The 22,888-nt window shown below is 51.9% G+C and carries 18 protein-coding genes; 6 read left to right on the forward strand and 12 right to left on the reverse strand.

All coding sequences use genetic code 11. From position 1 onward, the window contains the following. Positions 1-204 precede the first annotated feature (204 nt). Positions 205-1,134 (forward strand): IS110 family transposase, encoded by a 930-nt coding sequence (locus EGM51_04120; GenBank protein QBG46621.1) that lies wholly within the window; start codon positions 205-207, stop codon positions 1,132-1,134. 177 nt (positions 1,135-1,311) lie between these two features. Here the strand turns inward: EGM51_04120 and EGM51_04125 are convergent, their stop codons facing one another. From EGM51_04125 to EGM51_04140, 4 genes are all read right to left on the reverse strand, one after another. Then, positions 1,312-1,506 (reverse strand): hypothetical protein, encoded by a 195-nt coding sequence (locus EGM51_04125; protein ID QBG46622.1) that lies wholly within the window; start codon positions 1,504-1,506, stop codon positions 1,312-1,314. After that, positions 1,506-2,843 carry a glycoside hydrolase family 28 protein gene (locus EGM51_04130; GenBank protein ID QBG46623.1) on the reverse strand — a complete coding sequence of 446 codons (1,338 nt, stop codon included), beginning with the start codon at positions 2,841-2,843 and terminating at the stop codon, positions 1,506-1,508. The genes EGM51_04125 and EGM51_04130 overlap by 1 nt, the downstream gene beginning before the upstream one ends. A 2-nt stretch (positions 2,844-2,845) precedes the next feature. Continuing rightward, on the reverse strand, positions 2,846-4,507 hold the full coding sequence (locus EGM51_04135; GenBank protein QBG46624.1) for an acetylglucosamine-6-sulfatase: 1,662 nt from the start codon (positions 4,505-4,507) through the stop codon (positions 2,846-2,848). A gap of 81 nt (positions 4,508-4,588) precedes the next feature. Next, the gene (locus tag EGM51_04140; GenBank protein ID QBG46625.1) at positions 4,589-6,634 is read right to left on the reverse strand and encodes a sodium:solute symporter family protein; all 2,046 of its coding nucleotides are present in this window, start codon (positions 6,632-6,634) and stop codon (positions 4,589-4,591) included. A 132-nt stretch (positions 6,635-6,766) separates the two neighbouring features. On the opposite strand from EGM51_04140, the gene EGM51_04145 reads away from it, so the two are divergent. Next, positions 6,767-8,374, forward strand: a complete 1,608-nt coding sequence (locus EGM51_04145) for a DUF4976 domain-containing protein (GenBank protein ID QBG49239.1) — start codon at positions 6,767-6,769, stop codon at positions 8,372-8,374. A gap of 104 nt (positions 8,375-8,478) precedes the next feature. Here the strand turns inward: EGM51_04145 and EGM51_04150 are convergent, their stop codons facing one another. After that, positions 8,479-8,649 (reverse strand): AraC family transcriptional regulator, encoded by a 171-nt coding sequence (locus EGM51_04150; GenBank protein ID QBG46626.1) that lies wholly within the window; start codon positions 8,647-8,649, stop codon positions 8,479-8,481. A gap of 117 nt (positions 8,650-8,766) precedes the next feature. Between EGM51_04150 and EGM51_04155 the strand changes: the two genes are divergently transcribed. Next, positions 8,767-9,063, forward strand: a complete 297-nt coding sequence (locus EGM51_04155) for a hypothetical protein (GenBank protein ID QBG46627.1) — start codon at positions 8,767-8,769, stop codon at positions 9,061-9,063. Between the two features lie 766 nt (positions 9,064-9,829). Here EGM51_04155 and EGM51_04160 read toward each other — a convergent pair. The 7 genes from EGM51_04160 to EGM51_04190 all read right to left on the reverse strand — a co-directional run bounded on the left by EGM51_04160 (position 9,830) and on the right by EGM51_04190 (position 18,037). Continuing rightward, a complete protein-coding gene (locus EGM51_04160; protein QBG46628.1) occupies positions 9,830-11,245 on the reverse strand; it encodes a hypothetical protein in 1,416 nt (471 codons plus the stop codon). Next, a complete protein-coding gene (locus EGM51_04165; protein ID QBG46629.1) occupies positions 10,996-11,454 on the reverse strand; it encodes a hypothetical protein in 459 nt (152 codons plus the stop codon). Before EGM51_04165 ends, EGM51_04160 begins: the two co-directional genes overlap by 250 nt. 81 nt (positions 11,455-11,535) lie before the next feature. Beyond that, on the reverse strand, positions 11,536-12,561 hold the full coding sequence (locus EGM51_04170) for a hypothetical protein (GenBank protein ID QBG46630.1): 1,026 nt from the start codon (positions 12,559-12,561) through the stop codon (positions 11,536-11,538). 107 nt (positions 12,562-12,668) lie between these two features. Beyond that, positions 12,669-13,709, reverse strand: coding sequence for a beta-porphyranase B (locus tag EGM51_04175; GenBank protein QBG46631.1), 1,041 nt, complete (start codon positions 13,707-13,709; stop codon positions 12,669-12,671). Between the two features lie 15 nt (positions 13,710-13,724). Further along, positions 13,725-14,285, reverse strand: a complete 561-nt coding sequence (locus EGM51_04180; protein ID QBG46632.1) for a hypothetical protein — start codon at positions 14,283-14,285, stop codon at positions 13,725-13,727. A gap of 20 nt (positions 14,286-14,305) precedes the next feature. Next, positions 14,306-16,765: a glycoside hydrolase family 2 protein gene (locus EGM51_04185; protein ID QBG46633.1), complete on the reverse strand. Its 2,460-nt coding sequence runs from the start codon at positions 16,763-16,765 to the stop codon at positions 14,306-14,308. Positions 16,766-17,011: 246 nt separating this feature from the next. After that, the gene (locus tag EGM51_04190) at positions 17,012-18,037 is read right to left on the reverse strand and encodes a glycosyl hydrolase family 43 (protein ID QBG46634.1); all 1,026 of its coding nucleotides are present in this window, start codon (positions 18,035-18,037) and stop codon (positions 17,012-17,014) included. Between the two features lie 220 nt (positions 18,038-18,257). Here EGM51_04190 and EGM51_04195 point away from each other — a divergent pair, with 220 nt between their 5' ends. The 3 genes from EGM51_04195 to EGM51_04205 all read left to right on the forward strand — a co-directional run bounded on the left by EGM51_04195 (position 18,258) and on the right by EGM51_04205 (position 22,888). After that, the gene (locus EGM51_04195; protein ID QBG46635.1) at positions 18,258-20,684 is read left to right on the forward strand and encodes a hypothetical protein; all 2,427 of its coding nucleotides are present in this window, start codon (positions 18,258-18,260) and stop codon (positions 20,682-20,684) included. A 2-nt stretch (positions 20,685-20,686) separates the two neighbouring features. Then, positions 20,687-21,730 carry a glycosyl hydrolase family 43 gene (locus EGM51_04200; protein QBG46636.1) on the forward strand — a complete coding sequence of 348 codons (1,044 nt, stop codon included), beginning with the start codon at positions 20,687-20,689 and terminating at the stop codon, positions 21,728-21,730. A 99-nt stretch (positions 21,731-21,829) separates the two neighbouring features. After that, complete coding sequence (locus EGM51_04205) at positions 21,830-22,888, forward strand: glycosyl hydrolase family 43 (GenBank protein QBG46637.1); 1,059 nt, start codon at positions 21,830-21,832, stop codon at positions 22,886-22,888.

Genomic DNA, 22,888 nt, shown 5'->3' on the forward strand with positions numbered 1-22,888 from the left:
CAGTTAAGTAAGCTCAGGAGCACCAGGGAACCGCCGGGCTTTTGACGAAAAGCTCGGCGGGGTTTCGGAAGAGATCATTCAGCGCCCAGAACCTGCCGGAGGCAGCGTTCATCGCAGAGCAGGGATCCTCCGAAGCTGCTCCGGTTTTATCTCAAACAGTTGACAGAGCCTTTTGAGCTCACCTCTACAAGACGGAGAAAAACCATGAAACATGAATTAACCCTGATTGCGGTTGACGTTAGCAAAGAATCGCTGGAAATCCAGACGGATGAACGATCTTTTGATGTCCCGAACACTGAAAAAGGCATTGCCCGTTTAATTAAAGCAGCCAGAGCTGCTCAGCTGCCTTTTGTTGTTTGTGAGGCAACGGGCGGATACGAACGCCTGTTGCCGGAGAGCATGCATGCAGTAGATATACCGATCTGCAGGGCCAATCCAGCCCGGATAAGGGCATTTGCGGCCAGTGAAGGCATACAGGCCAAGACCGATCCGATCGATGCGGATGTAATCCTCAAGTTCGCAAAAAGTAAGGAATTACGTCCTGCAGCTCCGGTATCGAGTCGGCGCAGGGAATTGATCGCCCTGCTCGACAGGCGCGATCACCTTAAAGAACAGGGTGCACGGGAAAAGAACCGGATCCGGAACTCCCCGGACTTCATCCATGCCTCTATCAAACGCATGCTCAATGTCCTGAAAAAAGAAATCACAGCCATTGAGAAGCGCATCCGGGAACTGATCAAATCCGATGAGAGTCTGTCGGCCTGTTTATCCTGTCTCACTGCCATCAAAGGCGTTGGCGAAGTTAGCGCATGGATGATCATGGCCTTCCTCGGTGAAATCACGATGCTCAGCAGAAATGAACTCGTTGCTCTCGCCGGCGTTGCCCCCTACAACAGAGACAGCGGCAGATTTAAAGGAAAACGAAAAATCAAAGGCGGGCGTGCGAAGGTCAGAAAAGCTCTGTATATGGCGACCAGAACTGCAGCGATGTATAATCCTGTAATCAAAGCCTATACCGATGGACTCCAATCGCGCGGGAAACCCTATAAATGTGCAATGGTCGCAGGGATGAGGAAAATGCTCATCCACATGCAGTCCGAACTTAGAAAAGCAGAAATAAAGGTTGAGTTATGACACAGTTGCTCAGCGCCTTTGCGCGGGATCGGATAGTTTTAATGTTTGGTATAAGAAGCACAGAATTCGCACAGGTGCAGTTCTCTGAAAATCTTTAGGCAGCTCAATCATCGGAGGTCCCGGTCCCCGTTTTAGTTCTGAGACTGCCCCGGCTCTCTGGGTCACATAAATTTCCGGTTACTGGAAATTATAGGGGGCGGTGCGGATTCCGCCGGTACGGATTTCGAGATATTCCTTTTTCATCTTTTCAACCCGTTTTTTGTATGCCGGATTTATAACGAGATCATCAGCCATGATAAGGACAATGTTCGGTTTCGGAGCGGCGAAGAGGGAGGAGGCTGCGAGAAGGATGGAAAGCAGAATTTTGTTCATCAGGGATTTTCCGTGAGGTTTTTAACATCAACAAATTTAGTGGCCGGCCGAGCATCCGGTTTGGCGGTTTTCATATGCATATTGTTGAGCACCAGACCGTCTACGTGACGGGCATAAATGCCGAAAGCCGGAACGGTGGCACCGAGGCGGCTGTATTCCGGCCACCAGCCTTCGAGTACGTCAGGGGTCAGTTCTTTCAGCTTGTTAGCGGCATCTGCGGCAGTTCCGCCTCCGCCGGTAGTCATCTGAACATCACTGAAAACAATGTCTTTAATCGGATGTCCAGGCATTCCGGTAATGACGATGGCTGAATCTTTTCCGCATGCGGATGAGTCAATCTGTATTCCGTCGAATACAAATCCTTTCATCTCTTTCATCGGTTGCAGTTCACCTTTCGGTGTATCCACGCAGCAACGCTGTTGCCCGAAGGTCATAAACACTGGACGGGGCACATTGCTCATGACCAGGTTGGAAAAGGTCATGTTTTTCATGGTTCCGCCTTCGCACATCTGGATTTTAAGGCCGGCATCCTCAATATCCCTGAAGATGCAGTTGTTGACCGTGACGTTTTCAAAATCGCCCAGCGAGAGCAGACCGATACGAATGCCTGCCCATTTACTGACAAAGATGCAGTTGCTGATGACGACATCCCGGCAGGCTTTATCTTTGCGGGAGGCCTGCAGGCAGATGGAATCGTCTGATGTGTCAAATGTGCAGTTGCTGACCCGGACCCTTTCACAACCGTCGAAGTCCAGTCCGTCGCCGTTATTATTCACCCGGCTGATAACCGTAATTCCTTCTACCACAATATCGCGGCAGTAGAGCCATGCGGAGGTCCAGGCTGCCGGATTTTTCAGGGTGAGGTCATGCATCCGGATATTGGTGCAGTTCATCAGTCGGATCATCATCGGGCGCCCGGTTTCCTGATTAAAGTTATTCCAGGCCCCGTTGCCGTCGATGGCTCCGCTTCCTTTGAAGGCGATGTTATGCACACCGCGTGCAAAGATCAGACAGCGATCCATGTGGGGTTCATTTTTATACATGTTTTTGTGCGTGTTGGTTGCAAAGTGCCTGATATTCGGGCTGGCAATCAGCTTGGAACCGCCGGTGATGTGAAGGGTTACGTTATCCTTCATATAGATGGTGCCAATCATGTAACTGCCGGCGGTTACCAACACTTCGCCGCCCCCATTGGCCGAGGCTTTGTCGATTGCCTTCTGTACAGCGGCGGTACACAGTGTTTTACCATCACCAATTGCGCCATAGTCACGGATATCATGAATATAGGCGGAGGCGGTCATTGCAGTTCCCAGCAGAAGGGCGATTAAATTTCTCATGGTTATTCCCACTTGCGGTAGTGTGTTTTCAGATCTTCGTGGGTGACCCGGACGGTGGAGGGAGGAGTGTTGATGTCGCCTTTGGCTTCGGCTACCAGCTGTTTACATTTGGTGCGCAGTTCCTGCAGAACATCTGCATAGGCCGGGTCGTCGATCAGGTTGTTGGCTTCGTAAGGGTCTTCCGAGGTTTTATAGAGTTCTTCATAAACCACCTCTTCGCCTTTAATCGAGGCGGTGAGCCATTTTGCGTAGAGATCGGCTGATTCCTCGGATACTCTATACCAGTCTTTCTGAGGGGTTTTTTCGCGGCGTGCACGGTTGTCGTTTTTAAAATAGCGGATGTAACGGAATTCCTTTGTCCGCACGGTTTCGCAGCGGGGATTACCGAAAATGGTTGACCAGAGGTTTTCGCCGAAGGCGGCATCGCGCCAGTCGGTTTTTTCTCCGGCCACCAGCGGGGTCATATCCATTCCCTGCATGGTGTCCGGAACGGGAACACCGGCAATGGAGAGAATCGTCGGGGCAACATCGATGGACTGCACCAGCTCTTCGGAGCGGAAACCGCCTTTTTTGCGTGGGTCGTAAATCACCATGGGAACTTTCATGCAGGTTTCATAGCAGAGCGATTTTCCACCGAGGCCGAATTCTCCGTTGAAAAGGCCGTGGTCGGAGGCGTAGATAATAACGGTGTTGTCGGCGATCCCGAGTTCATCGAGTTTGTCGCGCATATTGCCGACGAGACGGTCGATGCCGGTGACGGCCTGCATGACGCGGATCATGCGTTCGCGGGTCTGGGCTTCGTCTTCGACCCAGTTGTAGCCGGTCTGCCGCAGATCCTGAAGGAGCAGATCATTTGGTAGCTTGTTCTTTTTCAGATCGCGTTTCGGCACATAGTAGGGGGGAAGGGGAAGGGTATCCTGATATTCGCGATAGGCGGTGCGGTAAAGCGCATCATCAGTCGGTTTCATTTTCATGCTCTGCGTACTGAAGCCGTGAGGCAGATTCATGCAGATGGAGAGCATGAACGGTTTTGATGCGTCGCGCTTCTGGAGAAACTGAATCGCGTTTTTCATGAAGGCTTCGTTGGAGTCCGGATCCAGAAATGCGTCGATACTTTCCGTAATAATTTCAGGCTGTGTTTCCGATTTCGCATTATCAAAGATTTTGTGGTAATCCTTGGGATAGAATCCGATGTGGTGGTGGCCGGCGTACCAGTAGTCGAAACTTCGGTCCATCAGCCCGGTGCGGTAGCCTTTATCGCCGATCGGGATGTGATTTTTTCCGACATAACCGGTGAAGTATCCTGCTTCGCGCAGCAATACCGGATAGGATTTGGCCCATGCTTCGGCAGACATAGCTGTGCCGGAATTGAAGTTGATTCCGTGTTTTCTTTCAAACTGGCCGAGCATGTAGCATGCGCGGCTCGGGGTGCAGATGGCCGAGGTGACAAAGGCGTTATCAAACACTACGCCGTCGGATGCCAGCTGGTCGAGGTTCGGGGTTTTCCCGATTTTCTGTCCCATGAAGCCGACAGAATCCCAGCGTTGGTCGTCGGTCAGTAAGAAAATAATGTTCGGTTTTTGTTCCGGGGGTCTGGAAGCGCCGGAAATGGCCTGGATGCCGGAGGCGAACAGGAAGGACAGGATAATCAGTTTTATATTCATGGTATCTCCGTTTTCAAAGCATCAATTCTAACAGAAGATCTTCGGGAGGAAACTATCCGGAAGATCTGTCCAATATACAGATTAATCGTCGTGTACCACGGTGCCGTCATCGGATTCATCCACTTCAAGGGTGGCCAGTTTTTTAAAGAGAAAGACAGTATCGCCTGCACCGCCGATGGTGAACCAGATGGCACTTCCGATCGACACTACGCCCTGAATACCGAGCATGACCGTCCACCAGAACATCCAACGTTCGGAGGTGATCGGCGTAGCCAGGTTGTAGATGGTGCCGAGAATAAAGGTCAGGCACCAGCCGGTGGTCCAGAGGATCATCGTGATATAGATGACAATATCGGATTTGGAAAATTCGCGCGTGACACCGATGACCTTGAGGATCCAGGGCATTTCGCCCTGTTCAGCCTGCTTGGCTTCTTTTTCCTTCTGAGCTTCTTCCACCGCATATTCACCGCGGTGCAGCAGTTTATCCATATTGTGCGGTTTTTTGCAGGTCAACAGGGAGACGATAAAATAGAGCGTGAAGGAAACCACTACGGCCACGATGGCCCAGTGCATTCCGTTGACGATGATATCGGTTCCGGGGAACATCATTTCCGGCCATTTCTGTTTGATGAAAATGCCGGCCAGAGAAATCACACTGCCCGAGATCAGTCCGGTCCATGCCCCCTGTGTTGTGCCGCGCTTCCAGTACAGACCGCCGATAATTGCACATGATGCGCCGCCGACGTAAATGGCTCCGGTGATTTCAAACCACATGTTGATGAATTCCTTCATGGTCCAGAAGGAGCTGAAGATAAAGGAGATGGCTCCGATCAGGACAATAGACCAGCGCAGGTATTTCAGATGTTCTTCGGTGGTGAACGGCTTTTTGCGGAAGGGCATGATGACATCCTGCAGGAAGATGGATCCCCAGGAGTGGTAGGCCGAATCGTCGGTAGAAACTGCTGCGCCGATCATGAAAATGGCGAAAAGGCCGAGCAGCCCCGGCGGAAGCATATTGCGAATTACAATCGGAACAAACATCTGCGACTGCAGGTTCGGGTCATTGATTTCGCCGACAGTCGTCTGAATCTGCGCCTGGATTTCGCTGTAGGCCGGATTCCATATTAAAACGTATGCCGCGATGGAGAAAGCGACCGTACCGACGGTAATCATGAGCCAGCGCCAGCTGGAAAGGATATTGCCCATTTTCGCTTCGTGCGGCGTTTTTGCAGCGGTCATGAATCCGGCGCCGCCCTGCCATACGCCGGTCTTAACAACCATGAGAATGGTGAGCATGACGAAATAAGAGATACCGAAGTCCGGCAGTCCACCCTGTTTGAAAGGGTTCATCATGGAAACGCCTTCTCTACGGCGGGCGCTTTCAATCATATCCGGATAGGTGCCTGCATCGGGAATAACACGGGCTACGGCATCGTGGAACCAGTCCGGTCCGATGGTGCCGCCGGCCGTGATGTTTTCTGAATTGAAGAGGGTGGTCATAATATTGTCCCAGCCGAAGTGGGCCACAAGAAACCAGACAATGGCGACGCAGGCTGCACTGGTGATGATGCCCTGGAAGAAACTTGTTACCATAATGGTGTTCTGTCCGCCGGAGATCGCGAGAATGACGGCGGAGGCCACCATGATGAACATGATGAGGTGATAATACTGAGGAGGAATTCCTAGGAAATAAACCATGAAATTGGCGGTTACCATCGGGAAGACGGCACAATTAAGCACTCCGGAAAAGAAGGCGGTGATGCCGGCGAAAATACGGAATTTGCGGCTGTAACGCTGTTCCAGAAACTGGGCCATGGTCATGGCTCTCGTCTGGCGGTAGCGGTAGACCACCCAGCCGGAAAGGGCCACGATGATGCCCACCGGCATCATCAGCATGCCCCACCATTGACCGCCGATGCCGTTGCGGTAAAAACTTTCAAACTGGCCGACCATGCCGATGGCGGAAAGAAAGGCCATACTCTGAGCCACCGTCAGCAGGTAACGGCCGGCAAGGCGTTCCGAAGACAGGAATCCGGCAACGGATTTAGTCATTCTGTTCGTAACAATGGATATGGCAATCAGTAGAACCACAAATCCAAATACAATAATCCAGTCTATTCCTGTCATTTATACATCCCCTGATCCTTGGTACAGTTTACATGAACGATTCAAAACGCATTAATGTCTTGTTTCGACCTGTGAAAGTCAAATATATGTTTACAGTAACATACGAACCTTAACCTGAGGATTGGACACATGATGAACAGAAGGATTTTTACAAAATCGGCGGTAATTAGCGGCCTGTTGGCATCGAAAGCAACGGCGGTCAGTGCAACGAAGAAAAAGCCCAATATTCTGTTTATTATGTCAGACGATCACACGACTCAGGGGGTCGGCTGTTACGGGTCGCGGCTGGCCAGATTCAACCCGACGCCGAATATTGATCAGCTGGCCAAAGAGGGGGCGCGGTTCGATTCGGTATTCTGCACCAATGCCATTTGTACGCCAAGCCGTGCCTGCATTATGACCGGCCAGTATTCGCAGACCAACGGGGTGCTGGATCTGGCTGGAGCGCTTCCGCCGGAGCGGCAGTATCTGGCAATCGAAATGAAAAAGGCCGGTTATCATACCGCCATGATCGGGAAGTGGCACCTGAAGGAAGAGCCGGCGGCGTTTGATTATTACAAAGTGCTGGTGGCGGCAGGTCAGCAGGGAACCTATTTTGATCCGGAGTTTATTGAGACCGGAATGAAGTTCGGAAAGCATAAGGCTCCGGGAATTAAGACTGTGAAACATAAAGGACACAGCTCCGACGTGATCACGGATATTTCGCTCGACTGGCTGTCTAATGGCTGGAACAAAGAGCAACCGTTTTTCCTGATGCACCACTATAAAGCACCGCATGATCTGTTTGAAAATGCGCCGCGTTATGATTCCTGGCTGGAGGATGAAACCATTCCTGAGCCGGAGAGTCTGTATGATCCGGGGAATCATGGATCCGTGGCTACGCGGGGGAAGGATGATTCGCTGATTCATGATATCGGCTCTTCGGTTTCCAAGCGGAATACGATCCGTAATATGGGGATGCACATGGAAATTGATCCGGATCTGCCGGATCAGGAATATACACATCAGGCGTATCAGGCCTATCTCAAACGCTATCTTCGCTGTGTGAAAGGGGTGGATGACAACCTCAAGCGGCTGTTTGATTATCTGAAGAAAAACGATCTGTGGGATAATACGGTGATTTTCTATACCGGCGACCAGGGATTTTTCCTGGGTGAGCACGACTATATTGATAAGCGCTGGATGTATGAAGAGGGCATGCGTATGCCGTTTATTATGCGTTATCCTGAAACCATTAAGCCGGGCACGGTAGTTGATTCGCTGATCAACAATACCGACTTTGCTCCGACGATGCTGGAGTATGCCGGAGTTAAAACGCCGGATTATATGCAGGGGCGTTCTTTTAGATCTATCGTTGAAACCGGGGTTGAGCCGGACGACTGGCGCGATGCGACGTATTACCGCTATTGGATGCATATGGCGCATAAACATGCGAATCCGGCCCATTTCGGCGTGCGTACCAGGCGCTATAAGCTGATCTTTTTCTACGGAGCCGATGTGTATCCCAATGGTCGGAAAGACTGGGGAACACGTTCTGAATGGCGTACGCCGGCAGCGTGGGAGCTTTATGATCTCAAGAAGGATCCGAAAGAGATGAACAATGTCTACGATAATCCTGAGTATGCTGAAATCAGGAAAAAGCTGAAAGAAAAGCTGAAGACACTCCGTTCGGAGCTGAATGAAACCGATGCCGACTACCCCCATATTCAGGAGATCATTGATCAGCACTGGGATGATTGATAGTTCGTTTTAACCACGAACGCACGGAGATCACAAAGGAAAGTATAGTAACTTTTTCGCGCTCTTCTTTTCTTCGTGGTGATGAATTCTGATCTGTTTTTATTTTAAGATTCCTGTTGACGGTAGGTGGCGGGAGGTACGCCTATCCATTGTTTAAAGACCTTGGAAAAGTGGAAGCGGTCGGTGAAGCCGGTCTGGGCAGCGATGTTGTTCCGGAGCAGCCGGGGCTTAAGTATGACTTCCTGACCGAACTGGATGTTGAGCGTCGATACCACGCCGCATCAATTCTCCGGAGGCGTAGTGCAGTTTGACATCTGGTCGATGCAGGTCCATGGCAAAACCGCCTATCCCAACTATCAGGGAATCAATAACCGCTTGTTCATGCATGACTGGTGGAACCGGAAGACTATCTGACCGGCGAGTTTATCCTGAATAAACCCGGTAAATATAAAGTTCAACTGGTCTATGCATCACAGGCCGCCAAAGACGGGAGCACACTTTCTGAACACACCGGCGCGGTATTTGATCCGAAAGCAAACACCACCGTTGGCGGCCGGTTTGCACTGACGCTGGGTGACAACACCATGCAACTGACCATTGAAGACGTAAAAAACAAAGAGCGGCCCAGCATATTCATGCAGGCCATGTTGAATTTTCAACTGCCGGAAAAAAAACAGTTTGCCCTCTAGCCCGACGCTTCCAAACCCTGGAAAGGGTTTAAGTTCCAGGGCGTTCGACTTGTACCGGTTAAATAACGGTCTCGTTCAGTTAGCTATCCATGATAGCGATCCACAAATTCGGTACGGTGGGTAATTATATCGACCTATAGGCCGCTGTTTTTCAGGAGTTCGCAGGCCCAGGTGATGCGGAGCGTAAACTATCTTCCGGCGCATCCTTTCCATCATGGCCACGAAAACCTGCGCGACGAAGAACGCGTTTCAGGCGTTTGGAAAAAAACGGGATGAAGGAATCATCTGAAATGAGCTTGGGCGCGAATGGAGGCTTTGCTTATGGAGCAGATGAAGCAACATCGAGATCCCTGCCGTTTATGGGATCAGCCTGTGAAATAAGCTCGCTCTGATCATCCCTGCATGCAGGGGGATACTCCTGTTTTTCGCTTCAAGATGGCGCAGAAGTGATTCTGATTAGTGCAACCGGATTTTCGAAACACTCGATCCGGTAGAAGGGAAAATCTCAGAGGCATTAAAGCCATACTGGGAAGATTCTTCACATGCACTAGGCCTCGTAGGCGATGGCAGGAGGCATTCTTAAGCAAACGTTTCGTAGACGGAGTTTATAACGGAATGTTTTAGTAAATGGTATGAGTCGGAACTTCCTGAAACGCTGTTTACGCGGGTGACAATGTCTTTCGCATAGATGCTGCGTGTTATGTTATGCGGCTGAAAATGTTCACTACAAAAATCCACGCGGAACCGATAAAAATGAAGGGGATCGTTATGGGACCAGCTCTTCCCATTTCTCCTTGTTCCATACAACGGGCCGGGGGAAATGGGCTGCGCGCTTTATATATTCCGCCTTTAGGGTTTCGGCCAGTTCGGGGTTCTGATCGATCAGGTTACGGGTTTCGGCCGGGTCCTTCCGGACGTTGAACAGCTCGAGGCTGGCCGGACCGCCGTCGGGTTGATCTTTATACACGCCGGCCTCGATTGTGCCGGTGAAGCGCAGTACATGATCGCCCTGCAGTATGGCCCATCCGCCGGGGGCTTTGTTCCGCTCTTCATTTTTTCCGACCATGGAACGATGGCGGTTAAAGCCCCAGGCGTGGGCGTGAATACCGGCCCAGATCAGCCGGTCATGAACTTCTGTGTCATCTTTTCCTGAAAGAATATTCAGGAGGCTTTTGGCATCGATATTTTCCGGAGGATTCAGGCCGGCGGCGGAAATAAAGGTCGGAATAATATCCATGCTGGAAGCGAGCTGGTCCAGTCGGCCTTGCGGCGGAATACCTTTCGGCCAGTAGAAGAGCAGGGGCACCCGTATACCGCCCTGACAGAACATTCCTTTGTGGCCGGAGTAGGGGGCGTTGCCCGGCAGTACGCTGGCTTCGCCGGACATGGCTCCGTTATCGGAGGTAAAGGCTATCAGGGTGTTTTCCAGCCGTCCGGTTGATGCCAGATAATCAAGGATGCGCTTTATATTCTGGTCTACTGCATAGAGGTGGGCATAAAAATTGGAAAGGTTATAGGAGGGGGAGTTGAACCCCTTCCAGTATTTTTTCGGGGCATTGGGTTCAAGGTAGTCATGCACTGCATGATAATGCAGCTGGACATAAAAGGGTTTGTTTTTCCGCTCTTTGATGAAGGCGAGTGCTTTGTCGGTAAAGACTTCCGTGTTGTAGCCACTTTGTCGTCCGGCATGTTCAAAATTTTCCCAGACCAGCGGTGAATCATAGAACTGACTGGCCCAATTGTTATAGCCGTAATAGTAGTCAAATCCGTTATTCAACGGATTCTGGGCGGGAACTACGGAGCCGTAATAGCCGGCCTCCCAGGCTTCGTTCCAGATTTCGGGATATTTTTGATTCAGTTGTCCCCACCAGATGGTTTCAGTGATTCCATGTTCCGCTAAAACATCCTGAATGACCTGCTGATCCCGTTTGCCTACATGCCACTTTCCGATATGTGCAGTGGCATAACCGGCTTCGTGCAGTATATGGGCAAGGTGTTCACCCGGTTTAATTCCGCCGCTTTCGACATCCATATTGGTATACACACCGGCATCCGGTGGGATTTTTCCGGTGGCAATGGCCAGACGGGACGGGCGCAAAGGCTGCTGGCGGCATAGGCGTGGGAGAAAAAGGCTCCGCTTCGGGCCAGTTTCGTCAGTGTGGGCATTGCTTTTTTTGAAAATTCAAGTGCCTGTTCGGGGGTGTATTCCTGGGTCCGGGCAACGCGTTCTTTAAAGTAGAGATCAAACTGATCGACCGTCAAATCATCGTTGTAGAACTGACAGTGGCCCACGCCGAGATCGTCGAGCATGATAAACAGCAGATTAGGGCGCTCCGCCGGGAAGGCCGGGAGCGAAATGGTCAGCAGTGCAAAAAGGAGAATTGATTTCATGATGCATCAGCATACGTATGCATAAAAAAAGGTCAACCGGTGTTCGGCTGACCTTTTGACTCATTCAGCATCCGAAAGAATTTAATCCAGTCCGACGAGATCGATGTTTTTGCGCAGGCGCATCAGGGCATCGATCCAGCGCTGCGGCATACGGCCGCGTTTGTCGGGCGGGCAGTTGAGCAGGAAGTTGACGCCCCGGCCGGTGGTACTCATGTACATACCGAGCAGGTCTTTGTCGGAACGGACGGCGTCGTCTTCCGCGTAGAACCATTCGCGACCGATGGTGTCGTTGGTTTCTCCCGGAATATAATAGTTTTTGCCGAGAATTTCCTTCCACTGGAAATAATCCTTTTTAGCATGGCCGTTGTAGGCATTAGGGAAGTTGCGTTCCAGGGTCATGATGTCTGAAGGCCAGGCAAAGGTGGGGTCGAAGGTTGTTCCGTTCTGGCAGGAGTGATTGTAGGCAAAGAACATTTCCGGCTTACGCTCGGTAACGTGTTCGTAAAATTCAATGCGTTTATCGAGCGGCAGTACCTTCGGCATATCCACCCAGAAATAATCGGGGTTATAGGTGTCGATCAGTTCATCGCACTGGTTCCACATGAATTCGCGGAAGGCATCATTGGTGGTGGTCATGCCCAGGGCATATTCGTTCCAGTCTTTGGTAACCGGCATGCCGAACAGGTTGGTGTTATCCCATGCACAATAGTAGAAGCCGACTTTGAGGCCTTTTTCGCGGCAGGCGGTGACGTATTCGCCAACGACATCGGTGGTGTTTCTGCTGTTTTTGACCGAATAGTCGCCATAGGCGCTGGGCCAGAGTGCGTGTCCGGCTACATGTTTGGTGGTCAGTACGGCATACTGCATGCCTGCATCGCGTGCTACGGAAATCCATTCATCCACGTTCAGATCGGTAGGGTTATAGGTTTCAATCGGTTCGCAGGCGCTGAGTTCGAGTCCGTCGAAGGTCGACATGCCCCAGTGGATAAACATGCCGTATTTCCACTGCATGAACTCCTGCAGTTTTTCAATGCTCAGGCGCTGCTCGCCTCGGCCCTCGTCGGTCACCAGTTTGATGTTGTTCTGATCAGGTATCGGGTCAGCCATAATTTATATCTCCAATGTTCAAAAGTGAGCATGGATGATCAGTGAACGGGTGGAGGAAATCCACCTGAAAACGTTGACGGTTTTCAGGAATTTATACGATTCACCGGTTAATTTGAGGCCATGACTTTTTCGAGCAGTTCACGATCCTCTTTACAGAGCAGTTTGATCGGAACCCGGATTTCTTTCCCGCCTTTTTTTTCCAGATAGGCATAGCCGTGTTTTGCTTTGACCAATCTGGCTATGGTGGCGCTTTTTCCGTTGGCGGATTTCCATTCGCGCGGATGTTCCCGAAGTTTTTTCAGCTGCCAGTCGGCCAGTGAGCCGTCGGTTGGAACGAGAACATAGGCGCGCACCCAGTCGATATAGGTGGTGTTGCGTTCGGGATCATTAACTTCCTCGGGGGTCGGCGGGGTTTCCCAGTCATAGGTTTCCGTTACCATATTGATATGCATTGGGTGACGGAACGGTTCGTCGACCAGCGAGGTGTCGAATTCCACAGTGCCGACGTGTTCGTTGTTCAGATAGAAATGGCACTTGCTCGCATTTTCCCACCAGCATCCGTAGATATAAAAATCCTCATCGGATTTGGTAGGCAGTCTGGCCTTGTTCCCGACGTTCCGGCTTTCACCGCCATGCCAGACGTGGGTGTTGGAATTCATATAATGCGCAAACTTATCGTTGCGCTTGGATCCGCCGACGGTTTCAAGAATATCCAGTTCCTGGGCGATTCTTCCGACGCCCGGATAATGCTGTCCCGAATTACTCATCCAGAATGTGGACGACATGGAGATGCTCGAAGCACGCAGTCGGCATTCATAATAACCGAAATAGGCTTCTGTTTTTCTGGAAACAACCGCTGCGCCACCCAGCGTGAACGTCTGTCTGCGCTCCGTAATCGGTTCATCCAGTGTTCCATTGGTCAGCTGAAGCATGCCGTCTTTAACCGATACGTTTTCCGGCATAAACCGGGCCGGCGGACGTCCCCGCCAGCGCGGATGATGATCATACCATTTTTCGCGATCGAGGCTGTCTCCGTTGAATTCATCGGTGAAATCCTCATTCACGACCCACATGAAGCCTTTAGGGCCGGCGGCGGTTCCGCAAAGGCCGCGCCGGTAAGAAAAACGCCGAGGGTCGGAAGCTTCCATAGATTGGAGAAAAAATTAGTCATTGTGAGCGATCTCAAAGTTGTTTGCTTTGAAACGTTTCTGCGACTGCTTTGTTGGACACGAAAGGATTCCAATATTTTTCGGTCCCTTGAAATCAAAGGTGATTCGCTCGAAAGAAACCTGATGGCGGACATAATAATTCTCGATGGCCTCCACCAGTTCATCGCGCCCCAGTTTTTCTTTCGACCAGAAATTACAGCAGGGAATAACCAGAACCGGTCGGATCAGTGCGGATTCGGCCACCGGTCGGGTGGCCTCATCGCAGTGGAGGCCGATAATGAGGTCATAATAATCCGCCATTGATGAAAGATATTCCGCCTCCCGGTTCGGGACGCCTTTCATGGTCCAGCCGCGCGGGTCGATCACTTCAGCATTGTAGTTATACTGCTTGCGCAGCACGCGGCTCAGCATACCCTGACCGCCCGCCACGTCGGCAATATATTGAATACTGCTTCCGAACCGGTCATAGACAAATTCGGCGAGGACATCAAATCGCGCCGGATCACCATGGAATTTTTTTCTGCCCAATTTAACCGTTCCTTTTGCGTTTGGCAGGCGGTCTGCCTGTGTTGGTACTAAAGGATGCCGTCTACCGGATTCCAGGCAATTTCAATGGGGTCGACTTTCCCGAGGATACCGGGGACATGCGGCGGTTTTTTCCAATGGTTTGAAATCAGTTCAATTTCTGCGGTTTTGAGTCCGTCGGCTTCCGCCCGAAGCACCGCTTTTTTGCCGGTCATCTGCACGATGGCCTGACTGAGTCCGTAGAAAGCGGAGCTTTCGGTGCTCTTCGGCGGTTCGTGGCTGGTGGGGTTGCCGTTGCCGGTTCCCAGAATCTTTGCGTCGCCTTCAACCGAGTACCGGATTTTATGGTCGGCGGTTGGAACAAAACGACCGTCGGTATCGATAATTTCGGCTTTTACCACGAAAGTGCCGTCGGACTCGGCTGTCAGGCGGATGGCTGCCGGGACGCCGACGGTTTCATTAGCGGTTCGAAGAATCTCCCGGCCCTCCGCACTGTATCCGATTGCTTCAAGTTTTCCGGGACGGTATTCCACGAACGTTTCGAAATAGCCGTTGGTTTCCACGCTTTTGCGTTCCAGTGTTTTTCCGTTGAGGATCAGTTCCACTTCCGCGCAGTTGGTATAGGCGCGGACTTTAATAGGCTGTCCCTCTTTACCCGCCCAGTTCCAGTGCGGGAAGAGGTGGAGCAGCGGTTCCGAATTCCACCAGGCTTTATAGTAGAAATAGGCGTCTTTCGGGAAGCCGCACAGATCCATCAGGCCGAACCGGGTGACGGTTGCCGGCCAGTCGAAGGGGTAGGTTTCACCACGATAGTCGAAGCCGGTCCAGAGGAAGGTTGCGGCCAGGAAATCACGGCTGGCACACGCTTTCCAGGTTTTATCGATGGGGGATCCCCACGGAGTGAGGCCGTTGTTATACGCACTGGCTACACCTTTTAGGTGTTCGTTTTCCCAGCAGATTCCACCGTGGCCGAAGTCATTCAACTCAATCGGTTTTCCGTCATAGTATTCAATGTCGTAGAGTCCGCGGGTTGCAAATGAACCGCCGGTTTCGCTGCCGATGAGGGGCCAGTTCGGGTAGCGCTCGTGAAACTGGTCATAGCGCGTATCGTCTACTCCATGATCGGTAATGTTGTAGTTGGCGCCGAAGACATCGAGGTGGAAATTCTGGCTGTCATGGAATTTGGCAATGCTGAGCCAGTCGCAGTTCATGGAATAGACCGCCGGACGGGACGGATCGAGTTTATGGACCAGGTTCTGCATTTTCCGCAGCTGTTTCACGCCGATGTTGGTAGACTGTACCTTCATCTCTTCATTACCGAGCGACCACATGATGACGCAGGCATGGTTGCGGTCGCGCTTCATCAGATCCTCCAGCTGCTGGAGGAATTCAGGCGAAGAGCCGGTGAGGCGCGTTTCATCCATTACCATAATGCCGAGGCGGTCGCAGATGTCGAGCAGGGCCGGAGTGGGCGGGTTATGCGCACAACGCAACGCGTTGGCCCCCATTTTTTTCATCTGCAGCATGCGCCATTCCTGCAGTGCGTCGGGGATAGCTGTTCCGACGCCGGCGTGGTCCTGATGATTGCAGACTCCGCGGATTTTCAACGGTTCGCCATTGAGGAAAAAGCCTTTTTCCCCGTCAAAACGGATATCTTTCACGCCGAACGGGGTACGTATTTCATCAACGATTTCGCCATTGATGCTGATGCTGCTGATCAGGGTGTAAAGAACCGGGTTGTCGGGGCTCCATTTTTGGGGGTCGGAAAGTTCAAGTGTCTGGAATGCCGTTCGGGATTCCTCTGTTTCAACCGTGAGGGCGGTTTGATCGACCTGTTCTGCATGGTCCGAGGCGTTGATGATGGTGGACTGAACGAAAACTTCTGCATCGGTTTCCAGATCGTTACGGACCGTGGTTTCAATGTTAACGCGGTTGTCTTTGGTATGCACAAAGATGCCGGAGTAGGGTACGTGCACCGGGTGGGTTTTAACCATGCGTACATCGCGGTAGATTCCGCCGCCTTCGTAGGACCAGAGTTCGGGCAGAGTGGCGTCGCAGCGAACCGCAATTACATTGTTTCTGCCGTAATTGAGCACTTCGGAGGCATCGAGTGAAAAGCTGGTGTAGCCGCTGAGGTGGCGCAGCATAAAGTGGCCGTTGATCCAGACGCTGGAATCGCGGAAAATACCGTCGAATTCAAAATGGATGCGGCAGCCTTCGTCTTCTTTCGGCACAAAGAAGGTTTTGCGGTACCAGGCGATACCTTTCTGAATGGATCCGTGGCCGACTTCGGCATCGGGTGTGAAAGGATTTTCCTGCAGAAAATCGTGGGGCAGGTCGACGGTCTGCCAGTCGAGATCGTCATAGCCGACTTCGGAAAGGCCGTGGTTGCCGGATTTGATCCAGGAAGGGTTTTCATAGAACCGTTCATGGATGGCCTGAAAGCCCTGCTTTTTTACATCCTGCTGGATAAAGCGCCAGCCGGGATTCATGGATAAAATTTCTCTCATAGCTCTGCTCCAGTAAAAATCAGCGCGTTGTTAAACCACGAAGGGTCAATGGAACGCGAAACTAAAAACATGTACGAATCTCAGATTTTGATCTGTATTTTCTGCCTTGGAGGCGCGGGGGACATATCGGTTTCTGTCATCCGTATACCGCGCTCTCCGGGGAATTAACAATCTTCAGTGTGCAAAAAGACCGGATAGGGTTTCCCCGTCCGGTCTTTTTGGTTTCCGGTATATTCCGAACTGCGGTCAGTCGACTTTCAGTACGGCACCGGAGGAGGTGTTGTATTTTCCGCCGACCATAGCGAAGAAGACATAATCCGGTTTGCCGTCCTTCAGCAGTACCTGTGTGCGTTCAAAGCGGCCTTCGCGTTCGAGGCCGTTCGGCGGTTCCGGCAGATATTTCCGTCCTTCGTAGAACGCGACAGTCGGTTCGCCCCAGTTGATTCCGTCTTCAGATTCAAACATCAGACCGTATTCGTGGTTCCAGTAGCCCATATCACGCATGATCATTTTAAATTTGCCGTCTTCGATCCAGATATAGGCATCTTCCGACTGTGCATTTTCACCGAGGTGGCTGAGGTCGATGATGGGGCCGTCGCCGACTTTTTCCCAGGGGCCTTCCAGTTTTGTGGCTTTGGCGAGGCCGTACTGTCGGTTGGTGTGGCGGCCGACATCCGCCGTCGCCACGCGGAGTCCGCCTTCAAGGTCTTTTTCCCAGTCAGTGGCGCGCCAGGATTTGTAATAGAGCCAGAGTTCGCCGTTCGGATGCTGGACGAAAGCCGGGTTGGTGGTGCAGACCGAGTTCCAGGCATTGGGGTCGGGATCGGGTTCGATCAGCGGTTTGTCTACGCGTTCCCACGGGCCGTAGAGGGAATCAGAGGTGGCCATGCCCACCCGTTTAGTGTAAACGGTGCCGTCCTGCGTACCCATGTAAAACAGGACATATTTGTCGCCGACTTTATGGATGGTCGGATTGTGACAGGTCATAGCGTCCCACCAGTCGCCGCCGCGGCCCGTAACGGCCACATCGACGGTTTCAAATTCACTTTCCGGCGAATCGGCCACGGCATGGGCGATTTCGCAGCAGGTGATCCAGCCCTGATGAGCGGCTTCGTTTTTCCAGCGGCTGTAGAATACGTGTACTTTTCCGTCGTCGCCCCAGATCGGGGAGCATCCCCAGACATTGTAATCCGGGTCTTCAAGAATGCGGCCGACAGGTTTCAGGCGCTTTTCAAAATCCGATGAAATCGGTTCGGTCTTATTCAGTTTCATTATTTTCTCTCCATATGCTTAAAATGGCTTCCCGGAGGCCGCTGTGCCGGTTCCGTTGATCAGCAGTCTGTTATGCTTAACATAATGCTAAAAAAACTATCGACAAGTTGCGGCTCATCCTGCATAACCTCTAATATGTTTACATTAACATAAGTGGTCAATATGGACAGGGGTTTGTTGTATTGTCCAGCGAATTTATAACGAATAATTGGGAACTTAGATGAACGATAACAACGTGTATTCTTTCAATGACGAGGAAAAGTCAATCCGCATCAATCGCAGCGATCTTCCGACGCCATGGATCAACTACCTTTCAAACGGCCGACTGCATGCTTTTGTCTCACAGGCCGGGGGTGGTCTGGCGTGGTGGAAAAGTCCGATTACCTACCGGATGACGCATTACCGCTATCAGAATGTGCCGATGGACGGTCCTGGATTCTACACCTATGTGCGTGAAAAGGACGGCACCACCTGGTCGCCGACGTTCCGCCCGTGCGAAACTCCGCTCGATAACTGGTATGCCGAACATCACGCCGGCTGGTCGAAATTTGTCGGGACTAAAAACGGAGTGACGGCCACGCTGAAGCTGTTCTGTGCCATGGACACGGATGCGCTCTGTTATGATCTGGAAATTAAAAACGATTCCGGCGAAGAAAAGGAACTCGATCTCTTTGCTTATGCCGACCTCGCACAGCTGGAGTGGACCACTGATCTGTTCTACGGCTATTACATTCAGAGTCAGGTGACGACATTCTATGATGAAGACATGGATACCATCATTTACCGGTATCAGCATACGCCTCAGCCGTTTGTGGAGGACGTGCCGCTGATCTGGATGGCGGCTGACCGCAAAATGGCTTCCTGGTCCGGTGACCGCGAAAAATTCCTGGGCCCGTACCGCTGGGAGCAGAATCCGATCGGCGTTGAAAAAGGGCATTGCGGCAATGATACTATTGAGTGCGGGCATCCCTGCACAGCCGGCCATGTAAAGGTTACGGTTAAGCCGGGCGAAACCGAACGGGTGGTGTTCACGCTTGGTGTTGCTCCGGGCGGACTGATTAAGCACAAAGAAACGATGGCCAATATCAAACGGGATCTGGAAACCTTCCGGTCTCTGGAGAAAATCGATGGCCAGTTCCGGGCGCTGGAAAACTGGTGGGAAAACCATCTGGGCAAATTTGAGTGTGAAATTCCGAACAAGGATATTCAGCGTCAGATCAATATCTGGAGCCCGATCCAGACCGTGCATAACGGTCGCTATTCCCGTTCCACTTCCTGGCATGCTCCGGGATACCGGGGATTCGGTTACCGCGATACAGCCACCGACATGATCGGAGTGGCGTACCGTGATCCGAAGTGGGCTACGGATATGTGCCTCTATCTGCTTTCTCAGCAGTTTGAAGATGGACACGCGCTGCATACCTGCTATCCGGAAGACGGGCCGGCGATGTCGCGCGGAAACTCTAAACATGCGGACGACCACTTGTGGATGCCGATGGTGGTGTATGCGATTCTTTCGGAAACGGGCGATTACAGTCTGCTTGAAAAAGAAGTGCCGTGGCTTTCCGAGGAAGACAACTGGACCACATACGGTTCTGCCACGGTCTGGGAACATCTGATGCGCGGAGTGGATTTCACGGAAAACAACCTTGGTGAAAAAGGATTTCCGCTGACGTTTGACGGAGACTGGAACGACATCATTCTGCGTTTCTCACGTGCCGGTAAAGGAGAATCGATTTTCTGCGGACAGCAGTATGTCATCATTCTGCGCCAGATGATCGAGATCGGAAAAGCGGCAGGGAAACCGCAGGAGGATCTTGACCGGCTGCAGGGCTGTCTTGACCGGATGGTGAAGAACCTTGAGGATCATGCGTGGGACGGTGAATACTGGCGGCGCGGCTATACCGATGAAGGTGATATTGTCGGCACCAAAAAGGCGGAATACGGTAAAATCTTTATCAATCCGCAGTCCTGGTCGGTCTGGGCCGGTGTGGGTTCCGAAGAACAGAACAACAGCGCCATGGACAATGCGATTAAGTATACCGCCACGGATTTCGGTCTGCGTCTGGTTTATCCGGGCTTCAAGACCTATCCGCACGATCCTGATCCGTTCACCGGATACAATCCGGGCTGTGCGGAGAACGGCGCGGTTTTCTGTCAGGCCAACGGGTGGGTGATTATTGCGCTTTCCAAGCTGGGCCGTGCGGATGACGCCTGGAAAATTTTCGGCGATATGATTCCGCATACGGCGCTGAATAATATCGGTCTCGAACGCTACGAAGCCGAACCGTATGCTTACGTTTCCAACATTATTGGTCCGGAAAACAAGCGTCATGGCTGGGCGAATGTTACACAGGTCACCGGAACCGCGGCCTGGATGGATCTGGTTGGGACACAGTATCTGCTCGGTGTGCGCCCGGGGCTCCGGGGGCTGGAAATTGATCCGTGCATTCCTGCTGACTGGAAGTCTTATACCGTTACCCGCGAGTATCGCGGAAGCACCTATAAGATTTCAGTAACCAATCCGGACGGTGTTGTGAAGGGTGTGAAGTCCGTGAAAGTAAACGGGGTGGAGATTGAAGGAAACATCATTGACCCGAATACCGTGAGTGGGGACGTTGTCGTTGATGTTGTAATGGGGGGATAAACATGACAAGCGCTACGGCGAACAAAATCAATACAAAACCGGAAGTTGAATCGGAATTCTGCAGGAATCTGACCGGCGTCGGACGGATTCTTGAAGATCCGGACTATAATGTCTGGGGCTGTTCTCCGATCTACGGTCCGGAAGGGAAGGTTCATGTCTTCTATTCCCGCTGGAAAAACGAGGCGGATCATGAAGGCTGGTTGACGTGTTGCGAAATTGCGCATGCCATCGCAGATGATCCTGCCGGTCCATATACAACGGTCGATGTCGCTCTGGCACCGCGTGGCGGCGACTGGTGGGATGCAGGAAGCTGCCATAACCCGACGATTCATAAAGTCGGCGATAAATATGTACTGTTCTATCTCGGTGTTTCGGACGGAACAGTCTACACCAAACGGGTGGGCATGGCTACGGCGGATTCGCTGGATGGACCGTGGGAGCGCTCGCCGGAGCCGATTATTCAACCGGACCCGGATCCCAAAGCCTGGAATTCGATGTGCACGACGAATCCGGCTTTTCTGCAGGTATCCGATGATGAGCTGCGTCTTTACTATAAAACCTGGTGCATTGCGGACTGGGAGCGGGATATCGAACTGGCGAATGAACTGGGCTCATGGACCGGAGAGAACACGAACCGTCAGTATGGTCTGACGATCGCGAAGTCGCTCGACGGTCCCTGGGTCAAACAGGGTGACGGTCCGATGATCAATCTGAAATATGTCGGTGAAAATGCGCAGTCGGAAGATGCCTATATCTGGATGGAGGACGGGCTGATCAAAATGATCATGCGTGACATGGGGTACTGGAACCATGAATACGGACTCTATTTTGAATCTGAGGATGGCGTGAACTGGTCGGACCCGCAGATTGCATACCGTAATTCTCATGAATATTTTGATGAAGAGGCCAACGGGCTTGATCGTGAAGGGCGCTTTGAGCGGCCACAGCTGCTGATGGGTGAAGATGGTCATCCGGAATATCTGTTCTGTGCTTTTCGCGGCGGGAAGTACAACACCTCTTCCGGTGTTGTGCTGAAAATCGGATAAGCGTTACGGGGGTCAGTAGGTTATCTTTTTTAAAAGATACGTTTTGCCGGTCCCGCTGTTTGGCGGGGCTGTTTTTTTAAGGTACAGGAGAGAGCTGATATGTCTGATGGAGTGTTGTTTAACCGGGAGGAGAAGTATTCGGAATTTTCGAAAAAGCTGAAGCCGGTTGGGCGGATTCTTGAAGATCCGGATTACAATGTCTGGTGCTGTTCGCCGATCTATGACGAAGAGGGGCGTGTTCACGTTTTCTATTCGAAATGGCTCAATGCCTACGATCACCTCGGCTGGGTTGCGGCCTGCGAAGTAGGCCATGCGGTGGCTGATTCTCCGGAAGGACCATATACCGATTTGGGAACGGTGCTGAAGGGAAAGCGGGATGATTCCTGGGATTCGTGGTCGATTCATAATCCGACAGTCTACAAAGTGGATGGTCGGTATGTCATGTTTTACATGGGATCCAGCGGAGCCGGTCTCGGTGTGACGCTGGAAGAGATTATGGAAATGGACGGCGATGAATATGCTCCGTATTTTCAGGCGCTGGTTGAGACCAAACGTGTGGGTATGGCAGTGGCGGACAGTCTTGACGGCCCGTGGGAACGGGTCGGTGACCGGCCGATGGTTGATGTCGGTGCGCCCGGTTCCTGGGATGATATGGTGACAAGCAACCCGGCTTTTGTGCAGCATGAAGACGGGCGCTACTGGCTTTATTATAAAGGCTGGGACTATGCGACACTGCCAACCGGAGGTAACCGGCGTTATGGCGTGGCAATGGCCGAGCATCTGACCGGGCCGTATATCAAATATGAAGGAAATCCTGTTGTTGATTATTCATCGATTGATATTCGGGTGCAGTGCGAGGACGGCTTTGTCTGGCGGGAGGACGGCCGGTATCACATGATCCTGCGTGATATGGGATTCTATAATCACGAATACGGGCTGATTATTCATTCCGACGATGGAATCAACTGGAGTGAGCCGGAGATTGCCTACAGAGAGGCTGCGCACTATTTTGATGAAGCGCCCAACGGGCTTGATCGTGAGGGGCGCTTTGAACGCCCGCAGCTGCTGATGAAAGACGGTAAACCCGAATATCTTTTCTGTGCTTTCCGTGGCGGGAAATATAACACTTCTTCAGCGGTAGTGCTGAAAGTCAACTGA

The sequence above is a fragment of the Verrucomicrobia bacterium S94 genome (assembly GCA_004299845.1).
Classification (GTDB): Bacteria; Verrucomicrobiota; Kiritimatiellia; order Kiritimatiellales; family Pontiellaceae; genus Pontiella.